The following is a 14,617-nucleotide window of genomic DNA, read 5'->3' on the forward strand; positions in this document are numbered from 1 at the left end:
TACGTGTATCAACCTGCAATCCCTGGCTCCAAGGGAATGCTCTGCACCACCTCCAGTTCATANCCGGCCAGCCCGGCATATTTCAGTGGCGGCCCTAGATGACGCAGCTTGCCCACGCCCAGGTCCTGCAGGATCTGCGCGCCTGTACCCACTTCCGAGTACACCTTCGATTGCCCACGCTGGTAAGGCCGCACCGGCTGGGTCAGCTGCGGCACGCGTTCCAGCAGCGCCTGCGAGGACTCATGGTTGGCCAGGATCACCACCACGCCGGCGCCTTCCTCGGCCACCTTCTGCAGCGCCGCCCAAAGCGTCCAGTTGGCGGGGCCGGCGTATTCGGCGCCAACCAGGTCGCGCAGCGGGTCGATCACATGCACCCGCACCAGGGTCGGCTGCTCGCGGCGGATATTGCCCATGACCATGGCCATGTGTACGCCACCTTCGATGCGGTCTTCGTAGGTGACCAGGCGGAAGGTGCCGTGCACGGTGGGCAGTTCGCGTTCGCCGATGCGCTTGATGGTCTGCTCGGTGCTCAGGCGGTAGTGGATGAGGTCGGCGATGGTGCCGATCTTGATGCCATGTCGGGCAGCGAACACCTCCAGGTCCGGGCGGCGGGCCATGGTGCCGTCGTCGTTGAGCACTTCGACGATCACCGACGCCGGAGTGAACCCGGCCAGGCGCGCCAGGTCGCAGCCGGCTTCAGTGTGGCCGGCGCGGGTCAATACACCACCTTCGCGGGCACGCAGGGGGAAGATGTGGCCGGGTTGCACCAGGTCTTCGGGGCGGGCGTCGGGGGCCATGGCCGCCGCCACTGTACGCGCCCGGTCGGCAGCGGAAATACCGGTGGTAACGCCCGTGGCTGCCTCGATCGAAACGGTGAAGGCGGTGCTGAACACGCTGCCGTTGGCCGGCACCATCTGCTCAAGGCCCAGGCGTTGGCAGTGTTCGTCGGTCAGGGTCAGGCAGATCAGCCCGCGCGCTTCACGGGCCATGAAGTTGATGGCTTGGGCGTCGCAACGCTCGGCGGCGATCAGCAGGTCGCCCTCGTTTTCCCGGTCTTCGTCATCCACCAGCAGGACCATCTTGCCTTGCCGGTAGTCCTCGAGAAGTTCTTCGATGGTGTTGAAAGCCATGTTGCACGCTCACTGTGGCGGGGTGGTTATTATGGTATACCATCATACACAAATATCGCCGTAACAGGAGAGCAGCGCATGAAGGCTTATTGGATCGCCCATGTGGACGTGACCGACCCCGAGCAATACCAGCAGTACACCCAGCGCGCCCCGGCTGCCTTCAAGGCATTCGGCGGCCGTTTCCTGGCCCGTGGCGGGCGTAGCGAGGCAATGGAAGGGCGGCCTACCCCTCAGCGTAGCGTGGTGATCGAGTTCGATTCGTACGAACAGGCGCTGGCGTGTTACCGGTCCGCGTTGTACCAGGAGGCTTGCAGCCATCGTCAGGGGGTGGCGAAGGCTGAGGTGATCATCGTCGAAGGGTTCGAGCCCTGAGTTGGATTTGCCGGCCTCTTCGCGGGTAAACCCGCTCCCACAGGGACGCCACAGATTTCGAAGACTGTGGTGTCCCTGTGGGAGCGGGTTTACCCGCGAAAGGGTCGGACCTGCCTTATGGCATGCCAGGTAATTCATGCGGCCGTAGGTCAAACACCAGCACCTCGGCATCCACCCCATTGCCCAACTCCAGCACTTGTTCCTGCCTCACCCGCACCCCATCCCCTTCATTCAGCCGTTGCCCATTGAGCTCGATGCTGCCCCGGGCCACATGTACATAAGCATGGCGGTTTTCCGGCAAGGTCAGGGTGGCACGCTCGTCACCGTCGAACAGACCGGCATGCACCCGCGCGTTCTGCCGCACCTGCAATGACCCCTCGGCGCCATCCGGCGAAATGATAAGGCGCAGCTTGCCGCGCTTTTCCTCGGCACTGAAATGCTGTTGCTGGTAACGCGGCGTGGCGCCTTGCACGTTCGGTACGATCCAGATCTGCAGGAAGTGCACCGGCTGCACCTGGCTGTGGTTGAACTCGCTGTGGGCCACGCCGTGGCCAGCGCTCATCAGCTGCACATCGCCCGGGCGGATCACCGAACCGGTGCCCAGCGTGTCCTTGTGCTCCAGCGCGCCTTCCAGCACGTAGGAGAAAATTTCCATGTCTCGGTGTGGGTGTTGACCAAAGCCCTTTCCGGGGATGACGCGATCGTCGTTGATCACCAGCAGGTCGGAAAAACCTTGCTCGTCCGGGTTGCGGTAATGGCCGAAGGAGAAGGTGTGGAACGATTTCAGCCAGCCATGGAAGGCCAGGCCGCGGTCTTTGGCGTTGCGTACGGTGAGCATAACGGTTCTCCTGGGTCTGGCCTTCAGGGCCATCGTTGCGACTTGTGTAGATTAATGAGGTGCGCTGGTGGGAAAAAGCCGCTATAAGGCGTTTGACTGTCACCAAGAGCGAGACAATGAACCCCTACGAAGACATGCGGATCTTTGCGCAGGTGATGGAGGCCGGCAGTTTCACTGCCGCTGCCGACCGCCTGGGGATGTCCAAGCAATCGGTCAGCCGGCGCCTGATGCAGCTTGAGGAGCGCCTGGGCGTGCGCCTGCTCAATCGCTCCACCCGGCGCCTGGACGCCACGCCGCTGGGCCAGCACTACTACCAGTCGGCGCTGCGCCTGCTCGGCGAAGTGCAGCAGGTGGAGCACGACATCAGCGGCCAGGCTCAGGCCTTGCGTGGCACCTTGCGCCTGAGTGCGCCGCTGTCGTTCGCCATGGCGCACCTGGGCTGCCTGTTGACTGAGTTTCTGCAATTGCACCCGCAGGTGGATGTGGAAGTGGACTTGAGCGACCGCGCCGTGGACTTGATCGGCGAGGGCTATGACCTGGCGCTACGGATTGGCGCGCTGGAGGACTCCAGCCTGATTGCGCGGCGTATCGCCAGTGTCGAGCGCGTGTATTGCGCGAGCCCGGCGTACCTGGAAGCGCGGGGCATGCCGGCCAGGCCGGAGCAGTTGGCTGGGCATGACTGCCTGCCGTATGGGCATTCGCGGCAGGTGCAGTGGCAGTTCACCCAGGGAGGCAAGGTTCAGGCGATCCAGGTGGTTGGGCGGATGCGGGCGAACAATGGCGAGCTGCTAAGGGATGCCGCAATTGCCGGGATGGGGGTGACCTATCTGCCAACTTTCATCGTGGGGCAGGCGCTGGCGGATGGGCGGCTGGTGACAGTGCTGGATGAGTGGCGGCCGCCGGCGCTGCAGCTGTCGGCGGTGTACCCGCAGCACCGGCAGGTGGCGCGGCCGGTACAGGGGTTTGTGAACTTCCTGCGTGAACGGTTGGTGCAGCTCTGACCTTCGGTACCGAGTGGGCTTCTTCGCGGGTGAACCCGCTCCCACAGGGATTCCACAATACCCAAGCCCTGTGGTGACCTGTGGGAGCGGGTTCACCCGCGAAGGGGCCGGTACAGGCTATGCTTGCACCATGAGCACACCACTCCCTTTGCGCCAACCGTGCCCTCCTGGCGCCTGCGACTGTGGCCGCGAACACCTGGCCGACCACCCGCAGGCAGCCCAACGCATCCTCCTGCTGACCCGTCAGGAAGAAAAGCGCCTGCTCGAACGCCTGGAAAACCTCAAGGACCTGGAAGACCTGCAACGCCTGCAGCAGCGGATGTACGAAAACCTCGGCATCCGCATGCACATTGCCCCCAGTTTCAACGAAGTACGCACCATGCGCGGCATCGTCATCGAACTGGCTGACCAGCCCGGGCTGTGCCGCAAGACCCGGCAGTCGATCCCGGCGGCGGTCCGCCGTGGGCTGGAGCGCAACCCGCAGGTAGCCTTCCGCTTGCTCGATACCCACGACCTGCTGCGTGACACCTGATCTTTCATCCCAGCACCGGTCCTTTGTGGGAGCGTGTCAGCCCCACTAATTTTTCCGCAGCACGCTACGTCTACTTGAAAGCCCCCTGCGCCAGGCGCGCAGCGGCATCCATCACTCAAGGAGACAGGCAATGACTTCCGTTTTCGACCGCGACGATATCCAGTTTCAGGTAGTGGCCAACCACGAAGAGCAATACTCGATCTGGCCCGATTACAAAGCCATCCCCAACGGCTGGCGTGCCGTAGGCAAGAGCGGCCTGAAGAAGGACTGCCTGGCCTACATCGATGAAGTCTGGACCGACATGCGCCCGCTGAGCCTGCGCCAGAAAATGGCCGAAGCCGCCGCCCAGTGACTGCGTTGAACCTGCTGTGCCTGCCGTATTCGGGGGCCAGCGCCATGGTCTACAGCCGCTGGCGGCGCAAGCTGCCGACATGGCTGCAGGTGCGCCCGGTGGAGCTGCCCGGGCGTGGTGCGCGCATTGCCGAGCCACTGCACACCGACATGCACGCCCTGGCCCGGCAACTGGCTGCAGAACAGCGCCTGGCGGCCAGCACCCCCTACGCGCTGCTCGGCCATAGCCTAGGCGCCTTGCTGGCGTTTGAACTTGCCCATGAGCTGCAAGCGCTGGGTTGCCCGGCGCCACTGGCCCTGTTCGCCTGCGGCACCGCAGCACCGACCCGCCGCGAGGACTACGACGGCAAGAACTGGCGCGAGCCAAAGAGCGACGCCGAGTTGATCGGCGAGTTGCGCGAGCTTCAGGGCACCCCCGAGGAAGTGCTGACCAACGCCGAACTGATGAGCCTGACCTTGCCCACCCTGCGTGCCGACTTCCTGCTGTGCGGTACTTACGCCTACCGCCAGCGGCCGGCGTTGCAGTGCCCGCTGCACGTGTTGGGCGGCATGCAGGACCGTGCCAGTGACGAGCAGTTGCAGGCCTGGCGCAAGGAAACCCACGGGGCGTTCTCGCTGCAGATGTTCCCCGGCGGCCACTTCTTCATCCACGAGCAGGAGGAACGGGTGCTCGCTGCGCTGACCGCGTCGCTGCAACCGCTTCGGCTGTCCGCCTGATTGACGTCACCGCTTGCCTGGGGGAGGCTAGGCCTTTTCCCAGGCAAGAGGCAGACAATGCTGATCGATCCCCACAAGGCCACGCTGCTGGTCGTCGACATTCAGGAAAAACTCATCGGCGCCATGAGCGACCCTGAAGGCACCCGCGCGCGGGCCCGCTGGTTGCTGGCGGCGACGAACGAGCTGGAACTACCGACGGTGATTTCCGAGCAGTACCCCAAAGGCCTGGGCCATACCCTGGCCGAGCTGCTGGCCGCGGCGCCGGCCGCCGAGGTGGTGGAGAAAAGCCATTTTTCCTGCGTGGCCGCCGAGTGCCTGCCAGCGAGTTTGATGGCGCGTGAGCAAGTGATTGTCTGTGGCATGGAAACCCATGTCTGTGTGCTGCAGACCGTGCTCGGCCTGCTGGCGCTGGGCAAGCAGGTGTTCGTGGTCGAGGATGCCTGCGACAGCCGTACTCCGGCGAGCAAGGCCGCAGGGCTGGCGCGCATGCGGGCCGCGGGGGCGCAGGTGGTGACCCGCGAAATGGTCTTGTTCGAGCTCATGGGCAGTGCCAGCCACCCGCTGTTCCGGCACATCAGCAAGACCTACCTGGTCGGTGAACAGCCCTGAACGGCCGGTTACTGGCTGCCGGGTTGATGGCCCTGGCGCTGCTGCAAGGCTGCGCCGGGCGCCGTGAGGAAGTGCCCGAGGCGGACCCGGCCAAGGTCCGCGCCCAACTGCTGCGGCTGTTGCCCGCCCAGGCCAAGGACCGCGAGGGTTGGGCCCGGGACATTCAGGTGGCGTTCGAGGCCCAGCGTATTGCCCCCGGCAAGAGCAACCTGTGTGCGGTGCTTGCAGTGACCGAGCAGGAGTCGACCTTCAATGCCGACCCGCAGGTGCCCAACCTGGGGCGTATCGCCCGGGAGGAAATCGACCGCCGCGCCGCGCGCCTGCATATCCCCAAGCTGCTGGTCGATGGTGCACTGAAGGCCCCGTCGGGTAATGGCAAGAGCTACCAGCAGCGTTTGCAGGCGGTGCGCAGCGAGAAGCAGTTGAGCGAACTGTACGACGAAGTCATCGCTCGCGTGCCGCTGGGCAGGACCTTGCTGGGCGGGCTGAACCCGGTGCATACCGGCGGGCCGATGCAGGTCAGCATCGACTTTGCCGAAAAGCATGCGCGGGACTACCCCTACAGCCACGATGGCAGCATTCGCCAGGAAGTGTTTACCCGGCGTGGCGGCATGTATTTCGGGATTGCCCACTTGTTAGGCTACTCGGCCAACTACGATCGCCAGCTGTACCGCTTTGCCGATTTCAACGCAGGCTGGTACGCCAGCCGCAATGCGGCATTCCAGGCGGCACTGAGCAAGGTGACGGGGGTGACGCTGGCGCTGGATGGCGACTTGGTGGCGCCGGGCTCGATCATGCCCGGGACCACTGAAAAGGCGGCACGCAAACTGGGGCCGAAGCTGGGCCTGCGCAACCCGCAGATCCGCAGCCAGCTGGAGGAGGGCGACAGCTTGGCCTTCGAGGACAGCAAGCTGTACAGCGGGGTGTTCGCCCTGGCCGATGCCGCGGCCGGCAAGCCGGTGCCACGGGCGGTGCTGCCGGGGATCGAGCTGAAAAGCCCGAAGATCACCCGCAAGCTGACCACGGCGTGGTTTGCCGGGCGGGTAGACGAGCGTTATCAGCGGTGCATGAAGCGTTAATGGTGGCCTGGCCGGCAAGCGCGGTCCTGTAGGAGCGGCCTTTGTGGGAGCGGCCTTGTGTCGCGAAAGGGCCGCAAAGCGGCCCCCGGATTTAAGCGCTATCGCAACTATTGTGGGGCTGCTGCGCAGCCCTTTCGCGACGCAAGGCCGCTCCCACATTGACCGTGCCAGCCTCCTGATCAGCTTTCGCCCAGAGCCCTAACCACCTGGTCGATACTGGCCTTCAATCCGGCAAACGCATCCTCAGGGTCACTCTCCACCACCACCAGCTTCGCCCCTGCTGCCTTTATCACCTCAACAACTGCCGCCTCTGGCTGACGATGGTCCAGCACCAGCGCCACATCCTGCGCCTTCAGGTTGTCTCCCAGCGCCTTCAGCGCAGCCGCATCCCACTCGGCCGGCAGCGGTTGCTCGACCACATCCAGGTTCAACCCGCTGGCCAGGTAACCCAGCCGCTCCGACAGGCTCACCACCGTCAGGTTGTCGACCTTCGCCAATCGTGTCTGGCTGCTGGCCGAAAGCTCCAGCAACTGGCGTTTGAGCCCGGCCAGGTTACCCTGGATCTTCACCTTGTCGCCCGGCGCCAAGCGCTCCAGGTCATTGGCTACCACGTCGGCCATGCGCCCCAAGTTGGTCGGGTTGAGCCAGGGGTAGGCGCCATAGGCCTCGTCGCCGTTCACCGCAATACCCGGCAGCGCGCCATCCACCGGCCGTGCAGCGTCGATCTCGACGATGCGGATATTGCTGCGCCGGGCCATCGGGTACAGCGGGTCGTCACGCCAGATCGAGCGCACGCCGATTACCGCGTCGGCCCGCTGTGCTGCCTTGTGCAGGCTGGCGCCACCGCGCCCGCTGAAATAGGACGGTTGGCGGCTGGCAGGCAGGTTGGTGGGGGCTGCACGTTCGAGCTGTACCGCGGTGCCCTCGAGCAGGGCACTGGCCAGGCTGTGGGTGACGGGCAGGGTGGTCAGCACTTGCGTGGCGAAAGACAGCGACGGCAGGCCGGCCAGGGCCAGCGCCAGGGTCAGGCGTTTCAGGTTCATGCCGGGTTTCCTTGCAGGCGGGGGACGAGGGCGCGGGCCAGCGCCGCGAGGGCGAAGCAGATGCCGGCGACCAGGATGATCGCGGCGCCAGAGGGCACCGGCAGGTCGAAAACGATTGGTAGCAGGATGCCGAGCAGCGTGCTCAGCGTGGCGATCAGCACCGACAGGAAGAAAAAGCCCTTCAGCGACTGGCTGACCAAGCGTGCGGCGGCAGCGGGAATCACCAGCAGCGCCCCGACCAGGATCGCCCCGATCACCTTCACCGAGGCCACCGTGACCAGGGTCACCAGCACCACGAACAGGTAGTCCAGGGTTTTCACCGCCACCCCGCGCACGGCCGCCAGTTGTGGGTTGAAACTGGCCAGCATGATGCGGTTGTACAGCGGCACGGCCAATGCCAGCACCAGCACCGCGACGATGCCCAGCACCAGCAGGTCCTGGCCGCTGACGGTCAGCACCGAGCCGAACAGCACGTTCTCGAGGATGTGCACGTTGATCTTGCCCGCCAGCATCAGCAGCAGGCTGGCGCCCAGCGCCAGCGACACCGACAGGAACACGCCGATCAGCGTGTCTGGCGACAGCCCGGTGCGGTTGCGCAGGAAGTTGAGCAAGATGCCGAACAGCAGGCAGTAGCCGAACAGGCTGCCGTAGGGGCCGGTGTAGGGCTCGCCCAGCAGGATGCCGATGGCCACGCCGGTCAGCGCGGCGTGGCCGACCGCCTCGGAGAAGAAGGCAAAACGCTTGACCACCACCAGGGTGCCCAGGCCGCCCAGCACCGGGCCGATCATCAAACCGGCCAGCAAAGCGTTGACCACGAAGCCGTAGGCCAGCGCCTCGGGCAGGTAGCCGGCAGTGGCCCAGTCCTGGACCGTTTGCCGAAAGATTTCAAAACTCATCAGGCAAGGCTCTCGCTACGCGGGTGAACGGAGAACAGGCCGAGCAGGCGCTCCGGGGTCAGGGCCTGGGCGGGTGGGGCGTCGAACAGTACCTGGCGGCTCAGGCCGGTAACCCGGTCGGCCAGGCGCATCACAGCCTCCAGGTCGTGTTCGATCCACAGCACGGTGGTGCCGGCCTGGCGCCAGCCTTGCAGCAGTTGTTCGAACACCTGGATGCCGGCTTCGTCCAGGGCCGACATCGGTTCGTCCAGTACCAGCAGTTGCGGCTCGGGGATCAGGCCCTGGGCCAGCAGCACGCGTTGGCGTTCGCCACCGGAAAGCGCGCCCATGCGCCGTTTGCGCTTGTCGAGCATGCCGACCCGCGCCAGCGCCGCGTCGATGGCCGGCTGCACCCGGCGCGACAGGCCGAGGAAGGCGGGGCGGCGCTGGCACATGGCAGCCATGAAGTCGTCGACGGTCATCGGCAGGCCACGGTCGAACTCCAGCGCCTGCGGCACATAGCCGATCACTTCGCGTTCGCCGGGCCAGTGCAGGGTCAGCTGGCCCTGGTGCGGCATCTGCCCGAGCAGGGTCTTGATCAGCGAGCTCTTGCCGCCGCCGTTGGGGCCGACGATGGCATGCACGCTGCCGGCGGCAACGTTGAAGCTGACCTGTTCGAGGATGCGGGTGCGGCCCAGGGTCAGGTCGATGCCGGCGAACTCGATGCGCGGCCCGCAGGCCGTCACCAGGTTGGCGGCCGCGGTCATGCGCGGTTCTCCTGGATGGCGCGGACCACGGTATCGAGGTTGCGCTTCATCTCCACTTCGTACTTGTCCTTGGTGTATTCACCGTAGGAAATGTGCGTCAGCGGGTACAGGCGCACGCCGGATTCACGCTGGATGGTTTCGACGTAGGCCGACGGGAAGTCCATTTCCGAGAAGATCACCCGCACATCCAGCGCCTTGAGCTGGTCGATGGTCTTCTTCAACTGGGCCGGGCTGGGTTCGATGCCATGGGCTGGCTCGACCACCGCAGTCACCTCCAGGCCGAAGTCACGCACCAGGTAGTCGTAGGCGGCATGGATGGTGGCGACCCGGAAGGTGGCGCTGGGCGCCTCGGTGACCTTGGCCAGTGCGTCGGCACGCAGTGTGCGCAGGCGCTTGGCATAGGCGCGGGCGTTTTGCGTGTACAGCTTGGCGTTGTCCGGGTCGAGCTTGCCCAGTTCGCGGGCGATGTTGTTGACCTGGGCGATGGTGGTGCTGATCGACAGGAAGGTGTGCGGGTTGACCACCTTGCCGGCGCCGCGGGCGGCAATGCCGGTGGCCGCCAGCAACGGCACGTTCTGGTTGGCCTCGATGGTGTTGATGCCTGGCTTTTCGCTGGCGGCGATCATGCGGTCGGCGAAATCGTCATGGCCGACGCCGTTGAGCACCACCACGTCCAGCGTGCCGATGCGCTTGATGTCCTCGGCCCGTGGCTCGTAGGCATGGGGGTTGAACCCCGCCGGAATCAGCGGCACCACTTCGGCCTTGTCACCGACGATGTTGCTCACATAGCTGTAGTAGGGGTGCAGGGTAATGCCGATACGCAGGGGCTTGCCGTTATCGGCCAGGGCCTGTGCCGGCAGGGCAAGGGCCAGGAGCAGGGCGAGGGCGGAGCGGAGCATGGGGGAGTCCTTGGGTTCAGTGACGGTGTTCGCGGGTGACCCCGGCGTCGTAATGGCTGACCACCTGCTGCCAGCCGGCGGCGATCAGGGCGGCCTGGCCGAGGTCGTCCGGGGGCACGGCGGCGCTGTCGCGGCGCAGCCAGACATCGGCCTGACCGGTGCTGTCGGCCGGCAGGATCAGCAGCAGGCTGCCGGCCACTGCCGGGGCCTGGCTGCGGCCAAGGTAGGCGCCGGGCTCCAGCCACGACCATTGGTGGCTGCCGCGGCTCTGGCTGCCGGCATCGACCACGAACGGCGGCAGGCCTTCCTCGGTCAGAGCCTGCACGCTGGGCGCGGCGGCGTTTTCCTCACGCAGCAGCTGGATTTCGTCGAAGGCCACCCGCAGGTCGGTATACAGGCCTTGCTCGGCGGCGGTGAGGTCGCGACGGGCGTCGATCTGGTGGCTGGCGATGGCCTGTTCATCCTCACGTTCGCCACGCAGCAGCACCACGCTGGTGGCGAGTACCACGATCAGCAGGCTGACCAGCAGCACGTAGAGGGTTTCGTGCCCCGCACCGGCCGGGCGAATCACTTGGGCGCGGCTCATGGCTGGGCGATATCGGCGTAGTCGACTTCCACCACGTGCCCGGGGCCGGCATCGAACAGCACATAGAACTCGCCGTCCGGCCGCTTGAAGGTCAGGGTCGAGTCATCACCGAGCTTGCCGCCGACCAGCACCTGTTCGTCGTAGCCGATCACATCCAGGGTTACCCCGGGGGCACCGCTGCCGTCCGAGAAGCCGCCGGTGCACTTGACCTGGCCGCCAGGCAGTTGTTCGCATTCGCACATCGGGTTGTGCGCCAGGGCCGGGCCGGCGGCCAGCACCAGCAAGGGCAGGGCGAGGGTGCGCAACAGGTGTTTCATTTCTTGCCTCCTTGTTTCTCGAGCCAGGCCACGGTGGCTGGCGATGCCTTGGCCAGGGGGACCGACGCCTGGTGCATGCTGCCGTCCCAGCCTTCGAGCGTGATCCAGACCTGCGCGTCGGGCTTGGTGCGTGGCGGGATCGGCAACGAGGTGCCCATGTTGTACGGCGCACCGAAGAAAATCGTGCCGGCGGCGCGCAGGCTGCGCGGTTTGCCGATGCGCAGGTAGGCCGCCTTGACGCCGTTGACGCAGGCCTTGCACAGCGATGCATTGAAGACCTTGAAGTGGCCGGCCGGGCCGTCGGCGCGGGGGGGCTCGTCACGCATCTCGGCCAGGTCCAGGGTATAGGGGCCGACCTGGATGTCGTTGATCACATTGGCGCCGAGCCCCGCTTCGCCGCGGAACAGCTTGGCCTCGGCGAAGTACTTGGGCATGAAGCCCAGCGGGATGAGGATCAACAGGATGTTCAGGTGAAAACGCCATTTCAGCCACAGTTGCTTGCGCGGGCTGACGGGCACGGCTTGGGCCTGGCTCATGGGCGGATCTCCACGGTGGGTTCATTGCGCGCCAGGCGCGGCGTGCGCTCGCTGCGCTTGAGGGCGGCGGCGGTGGCCTGGGCGGTGCGTTTGGTCCAGATCAGCAAGCCGCTGAACACCATCAGGGTGAGGACCAGGCCGAAGAAGAACCACACCAGCTTGATCGGCAGGCCGCCGAAATCGCCGGTATGCAGCGGGCGCATGGACTCGGTGACGAACTCCAGGGCGGTGCGGTCGCTGATCAGGAACTGGCTGTCGACATTGCGCGTGTACGGGTTCACCGAAGCGCTCTGGAACATCAGCGGGTACCAGCCTGGCCCCGCCAGAGTGATGTGGCTGTAGGCGGTGGCTGGCAGCGAGATGAAGTTGATCTCCAGCCCCGGCACCGCCAGGCCGGCGATGCGTGCCGCTTCATCCAGGTCGATGCGCGCTGCCGGGCTGCCATTCGGGGTTTGCGGCACGTCCTCACGCGCGATCACCGGCACGATGGGCCGGCTGGAAATGGTGATGTGGTTGTCGGCCAGGATCGCCTGGATCAGGAACCAGGTGCCGGTGATGGATATGACGGCAATGAACCAGATCGACCAGACCCCGGCCAGGCGGTGCAGGTCGCCCCAGAAAATCCGCGAACCATGGCCGGTGCGCACCGGCTTGAAAAAGCCCTTCCAGAACTTCTTGTACACCACCAGGCCGGTGACCAGCGAAGCCAGCATGGGCAGGCCGAGCAGCGACACCAGGTACCAGCCCCAGCTGAAACCGTTGGTGAACGGTACCAGCCACCAGCCGTGCAGGGCGCGGGTGAAGGCTTCGAAGTTGAAGTCCGGAGTCTTGCCCTGAATGGCCCCTGTGTAGGGGTTTACATATAACGTCGGGCTAGTGCCGTCAGGCAGGGTGACATTGGCTTTGACTGCGAAGTGCGAACCGTCGGGCTGGTTGAGCCGCTCCACCACCATGTCCGGCTCGGCGTTGTGCAGGGCGTCCAGTACCTGCTGGAAGCTCAGGCGTTCGGCATCGGCGTCGGGCTTGTTGGCGCGCACGGCCGGGTCGGCCAGCCAGACGATTTCCTGGCTGACCACGGCGAGCATGCCGGTGAAGCAGACGATCAGGACAAAGAACCAGATCGGCAAGGCGAGCCAGCTGTGGACCAGGAACCACAGCCTGGATTTGGATTTTTTCGGTGATTTGGCCATCTGACGGTCTTCTGCAATGGGGAGTCGAGCGTGTGCCCAGCCAAAGAGGGGCTGTATTGATAAGGACGAATGAGAATCGAAAACCTGCCGTTTTAAATGCAAGTAAATGTTTCAGGATGCAAAGGAACCTGAAATCTGGCGCGATCCTGTAGGAGCGGCCTTGTGTCGCGAAAGGGCTGCGCAGCAGCCCCAGGGTTTCAGCGCAGGTGCACAAATTGCCGGGGCTGCTTCGCAGCCCTTTCGCGACACAAGGCCGCTCCTACAGGTCCTGTACATGCCCTGGGGGCAGTGCTGGTCTTGCCGGCGATGGGCTGCGTGGCAGCCCAATGAAGCAGGAGGGATCAGGCGCGGGTCAGGGCCACTGCCGGTTGCGGTTTGCCGTGCAGCTGCGCCAAGTCCTGGTACAGCGCGCGGCCAATTTCAGCAGCGCGCGCCGGCAGCACCGAGAGCAGGGTGTCACTCAGGCCGTGGCTGTTTTCGCAGAAGCCCTGCAGGTACACCGAGGCCTGCAGGTCGGGGCTGGCCAGCACGCGGTAGTTGCGGTCGACGCTGAAGTCCTCCAGATATCCGGCCAGGGGCGCCAGCAGGTCACGGTGCGAGCGGCGCTCGTAGCCAGTGGCGAGTATCACCGCGTCGTAGCGGTGGGTCTGCTGCTGGCCGGTGGCGAGGTCGCGCAGGGTCAGCTCCAGGCCTTCGCGGGTGGCCACCACGGCTTCGACCTGGCGCCGGCACAGCACGTTGTGGCGGTACTGGTGGGCGACTTTTTGCCGGTAGAGGATGCCGTAGATGCGTTCGATCAGGTTGAGGTCCACCACCGAATAGTTGGTGTTGTGGTATTCGCCGAGCAGCTTGCTGCGCTGGTCGGCCGGTTCGTTATAGACCAGGTCGGTGTAGTCCGGCGAGAAGATCTCGTTGACGAACGGGCTGTCATCGGCAGGCTTGAGGGCCGAACCGCGCAGGATCATGTCGACCTTGACCGACGGGTAGCTGTCATTGAGGTCGATGAACGCCTCGGCGGCGCTCTGGCCCGAACCGATTACGGCAATGCGCATCGGCTTGCCGGCGGTGCACGGCAGCTTGTTCAGGCTGCTCAGGTACTGAGAGTGATGGAATACCCGCGGGTCGTCCTTGAAGGCGCCGAACTTTTCCGGAATTTTTGGCGTACCGCCGCTACCGACCACCACCGAACGGGTTCGGCGGCTGTATTCGCGGCCTTGGCCGTCACGCGATACCAGGCGCAGGTGCTCGACCCGGCCTGCCTGCACGTCCGGCTCGATGCGCAGCACTTCCTCGCCATATACCGCCTGGGTGGCGAAGTGTTCGGCGGCCCAGCGCAGGTAGTCGTTGTACTCGAGGCGGCAGGGGTAGAAGGTGCCGAGGTTGATGAAGTCGGCCAGGCGCTGCTTCTGGTGCAGGTAGTTGACGAAGCTGTAGGGGCTGGTGGGGTTGCGCAGCGACACCAGGTCCTTTAGAAACGAGATCTGCAACTCGCTCTGGGTGGCCAGGGTTTCGCCGTGCCAGCGATAGTCCTGCTGTTTGTCGATGAACAGCGCATCGAGGGCATGTCCCTGGGACTCGGCGAGTTCTTCCAGGGCGATGGCCAGGGCCAGGTTGGAAGGGCCGAAGCCCACGCCGATCAGGTCCTTGATGGTTTCCGGGTTTGCAGACTGGCTCATGGCTGCGGTTCCATAATGGTCGAATGTTGACGCTCGCCGGGAGAGGCCGGCGCCTGCGCTTGTACATTGGGTGGAACGAGCCAAACGGTGGGGAATTTA

General features: G+C 65.1%; 18 protein-coding genes. 7 read left to right on the forward strand and 11 right to left on the reverse strand.

Going from position 1 to position 14,617, the window contains the following annotated elements; genetic code table 11:
- Positions 1-8: 8 nt before the first annotated feature.
- Positions 9-1,130, reverse strand: a complete 1,122-nt coding sequence (ribBA, locus tag JV551A3_RS12745; protein WP_133978741.1) for a bifunctional 3,4-dihydroxy-2-butanone-4-phosphate synthase/GTP cyclohydrolase II — start codon at positions 1,128-1,130, stop codon at positions 9-11.
- Between the two features lie 78 nt (positions 1,131-1,208).
- Between ribBA and JV551A3_RS12750 the strand changes: the two genes are divergently transcribed.
- The gene (locus tag JV551A3_RS12750; RefSeq protein WP_060510889.1) at positions 1,209-1,502 is read left to right on the forward strand and encodes a DUF1330 domain-containing protein; all 294 of its coding nucleotides are present in this window, start codon (positions 1,209-1,211) and stop codon (positions 1,500-1,502) included.
- A gap of 115 nt (positions 1,503-1,617) precedes the next feature.
- Here JV551A3_RS12750 and JV551A3_RS12755 read toward each other — a convergent pair whose 3' ends face one another.
- On the reverse strand, positions 1,618-2,340 hold the full coding sequence (locus JV551A3_RS12755) for a pirin family protein (RefSeq protein WP_133973598.1): 723 nt from the start codon (positions 2,338-2,340) through the stop codon (positions 1,618-1,620).
- A gap of 116 nt (positions 2,341-2,456) precedes the next feature.
- Between JV551A3_RS12755 and JV551A3_RS12760 the strand changes: the two genes are divergently transcribed.
- The 6 genes from JV551A3_RS12760 (at position 2,457) to JV551A3_RS12785 (ending at position 6,629) form a co-directional block, all read left to right on the forward strand.
- The gene (locus tag JV551A3_RS12760) at positions 2,457-3,341 is read left to right on the forward strand and encodes a LysR family transcriptional regulator (RefSeq protein WP_133973596.1); all 885 of its coding nucleotides are present in this window, start codon (positions 2,457-2,459) and stop codon (positions 3,339-3,341) included.
- A gap of 130 nt (positions 3,342-3,471) precedes the next feature.
- Complete coding sequence (locus tag JV551A3_RS12765; protein ID WP_133973594.1) at positions 3,472-3,873, forward strand: hypothetical protein; 402 nt, start codon at positions 3,472-3,474, stop codon at positions 3,871-3,873.
- 130 nt (positions 3,874-4,003) lie between these two features.
- The gene (locus tag JV551A3_RS12770; protein WP_133973591.1) at positions 4,004-4,225 is read left to right on the forward strand and encodes an MbtH family protein; all 222 of its coding nucleotides are present in this window, start codon (positions 4,004-4,006) and stop codon (positions 4,223-4,225) included.
- Positions 4,222-4,941, forward strand: a complete 720-nt coding sequence (locus tag JV551A3_RS12775; RefSeq protein WP_133973589.1) for a thioesterase II family protein — start codon at positions 4,222-4,224, stop codon at positions 4,939-4,941. The genes JV551A3_RS12770 and JV551A3_RS12775 overlap by 4 nt, the downstream gene beginning before the upstream one ends.
- 57 nt (positions 4,942-4,998) lie before the next feature.
- Positions 4,999-5,550, forward strand: coding sequence for a hydrolase (locus tag JV551A3_RS12780; RefSeq protein ID WP_015270830.1), 552 nt, complete (start codon positions 4,999-5,001; stop codon positions 5,548-5,550).
- A gap of 26 nt (positions 5,551-5,576) precedes the next feature.
- The gene (locus tag JV551A3_RS12785; RefSeq protein ID WP_133973588.1) at positions 5,577-6,629 is read left to right on the forward strand and encodes a DUF1615 domain-containing protein; all 1,053 of its coding nucleotides are present in this window, start codon (positions 5,577-5,579) and stop codon (positions 6,627-6,629) included.
- 179 nt (positions 6,630-6,808) lie between these two features.
- Here JV551A3_RS12785 and JV551A3_RS12790 read toward each other — a convergent pair whose 3' ends face one another.
- The 9 genes from JV551A3_RS12790 to JV551A3_RS12830 form a co-directional block, all read right to left on the reverse strand.
- A complete protein-coding gene (locus tag JV551A3_RS12790) occupies positions 6,809-7,672 on the reverse strand; it encodes a metal ABC transporter solute-binding protein, Zn/Mn family (protein ID WP_133973586.1) in 864 nt (287 codons plus the stop codon).
- The gene (locus JV551A3_RS12795; protein WP_112252739.1) at positions 7,669-8,568 is read right to left on the reverse strand and encodes a metal ABC transporter permease; all 900 of its coding nucleotides are present in this window, start codon (positions 8,566-8,568) and stop codon (positions 7,669-7,671) included. The genes JV551A3_RS12790 and JV551A3_RS12795 overlap by 4 nt, the downstream gene beginning before the upstream one ends.
- Complete coding sequence (locus tag JV551A3_RS12800; protein ID WP_133973584.1) at positions 8,568-9,314, reverse strand: metal ABC transporter ATP-binding protein; 747 nt, start codon at positions 9,312-9,314, stop codon at positions 8,568-8,570. The genes JV551A3_RS12795 and JV551A3_RS12800 overlap by 1 nt, the downstream gene beginning before the upstream one ends.
- Positions 9,311-10,213, reverse strand: coding sequence for a metal ABC transporter substrate-binding protein (locus tag JV551A3_RS12805; protein ID WP_025338673.1), 903 nt, complete (start codon positions 10,211-10,213; stop codon positions 9,311-9,313). The genes JV551A3_RS12800 and JV551A3_RS12805 overlap by 4 nt, the downstream gene beginning before the upstream one ends.
- Before the next feature lie 16 nt (positions 10,214-10,229).
- Complete coding sequence (locus JV551A3_RS12810; protein WP_133973582.1) at positions 10,230-10,799, reverse strand: DUF6162 family protein; 570 nt, start codon at positions 10,797-10,799, stop codon at positions 10,230-10,232.
- Positions 10,796-11,116: a hypothetical protein gene (locus JV551A3_RS12815; RefSeq protein WP_133973580.1), complete on the reverse strand. Its 321-nt coding sequence runs from the start codon at positions 11,114-11,116 to the stop codon at positions 10,796-10,798. The genes JV551A3_RS12810 and JV551A3_RS12815 overlap by 4 nt, the downstream gene beginning before the upstream one ends.
- On the reverse strand, positions 11,113-11,652 hold the full coding sequence (locus JV551A3_RS12820) for a thiamine pyrophosphate-binding protein (protein ID WP_133973578.1): 540 nt from the start codon (positions 11,650-11,652) through the stop codon (positions 11,113-11,115). Before JV551A3_RS12820 ends, JV551A3_RS12815 begins: the two co-directional genes overlap by 4 nt.
- A complete protein-coding gene (locus tag JV551A3_RS12825) occupies positions 11,649-12,842 on the reverse strand; it encodes a PepSY-associated TM helix domain-containing protein (protein ID WP_133973576.1) in 1,194 nt (397 codons plus the stop codon). The genes JV551A3_RS12820 and JV551A3_RS12825 overlap by 4 nt, the downstream gene beginning before the upstream one ends.
- 341 nt (positions 12,843-13,183) lie before the next feature.
- On the reverse strand, positions 13,184-14,518 hold the full coding sequence (locus JV551A3_RS12830) for a lysine N(6)-hydroxylase/L-ornithine N(5)-oxygenase family protein (RefSeq protein ID WP_133973574.1): 1,335 nt from the start codon (positions 14,516-14,518) through the stop codon (positions 13,184-13,186).
- Positions 14,519-14,617: the final 99 nt, after the last annotated feature.

The organism is Pseudomonas inefficax (genome assembly GCF_900277125.1).
Classification (GTDB): Bacteria; Pseudomonadota; Gammaproteobacteria; order Pseudomonadales; family Pseudomonadaceae; genus Aquipseudomonas; species Aquipseudomonas inefficax.

Bases quoted from the DNA above. Each gene is read 5' to 3' on its own strand.
- JV551A3_RS12780 (WP_015270830.1), top strand. From the start codon at position 4,999: ATGCTGATCGATCCCCACAAGGCCACGCTGCTGGTCGTCGACATTCAG.
- JV551A3_RS12805 (WP_025338673.1), bottom strand. From the start codon at position 10,213: ATGCTCCGCTCCGCCCTCGCCCTGCTCCTGGCCCTTGCCCTGCCGGCA.
- JV551A3_RS12800 (WP_133973584.1), bottom strand. From the start codon at position 9,314: ATGACCGCGGCCGCCAACCTGGTGACGGCCTGCGGGCCGCGCATCGAG.
- JV551A3_RS12765 (WP_133973594.1), top strand. From the start codon at position 3,472: ATGAGCACACCACTCCCTTTGCGCCAACCGTGCCCTCCTGGCGCCTGC.
- JV551A3_RS12815 (WP_133973580.1), bottom strand. From the start codon at position 11,116: ATGAAACACCTGTTGCGCACCCTCGCCCTGCCCTTGCTGGTGCTGGCC.
- JV551A3_RS12760 (WP_133973596.1), top strand. From the start codon at position 2,457: ATGAACCCCTACGAAGACATGCGGATCTTTGCGCAGGTGATGGAGGCC.
- JV551A3_RS12795 (WP_112252739.1), bottom strand. From the start codon at position 8,568: ATGAGTTTTGAAATCTTTCGGCAAACGGTCCAGGACTGGGCCACTGCC.
- JV551A3_RS12820 (WP_133973578.1), bottom strand. From the start codon at position 11,652: ATGAGCCAGGCCCAAGCCGTGCCCGTCAGCCCGCGCAAGCAACTGTGG.
- JV551A3_RS12770 (WP_133973591.1), top strand. From the start codon at position 4,004: ATGACTTCCGTTTTCGACCGCGACGATATCCAGTTTCAGGTAGTGGCC.
- JV551A3_RS12825 (WP_133973576.1), bottom strand. From the start codon at position 12,842: ATGGCCAAATCACCGAAAAAATCCAAATCCAGGCTGTGGTTCCTGGTC.
- JV551A3_RS12830 (WP_133973574.1), bottom strand. From the start codon at position 14,518: ATGAGCCAGTCTGCAAACCCGGAAACCATCAAGGACCTGATCGGCGTG.
- JV551A3_RS12750 (WP_060510889.1), top strand. From the start codon at position 1,209: ATGAAGGCTTATTGGATCGCCCATGTGGACGTGACCGACCCCGAGCAA.
- JV551A3_RS12810 (WP_133973582.1), bottom strand. From the start codon at position 10,799: ATGAGCCGCGCCCAAGTGATTCGCCCGGCCGGTGCGGGGCACGAAACC.
- JV551A3_RS12790 (WP_133973586.1), bottom strand. From the start codon at position 7,672: ATGAACCTGAAACGCCTGACCCTGGCGCTGGCCCTGGCCGGCCTGCCG.
- JV551A3_RS12755 (WP_133973598.1), bottom strand. From the start codon at position 2,340: ATGCTCACCGTACGCAACGCCAAAGACCGCGGCCTGGCCTTCCATGGC.
- JV551A3_RS12785 (WP_133973588.1), top strand. From the start codon at position 5,577: ATGGCCCTGGCGCTGCTGCAAGGCTGCGCCGGGCGCCGTGAGGAAGTG.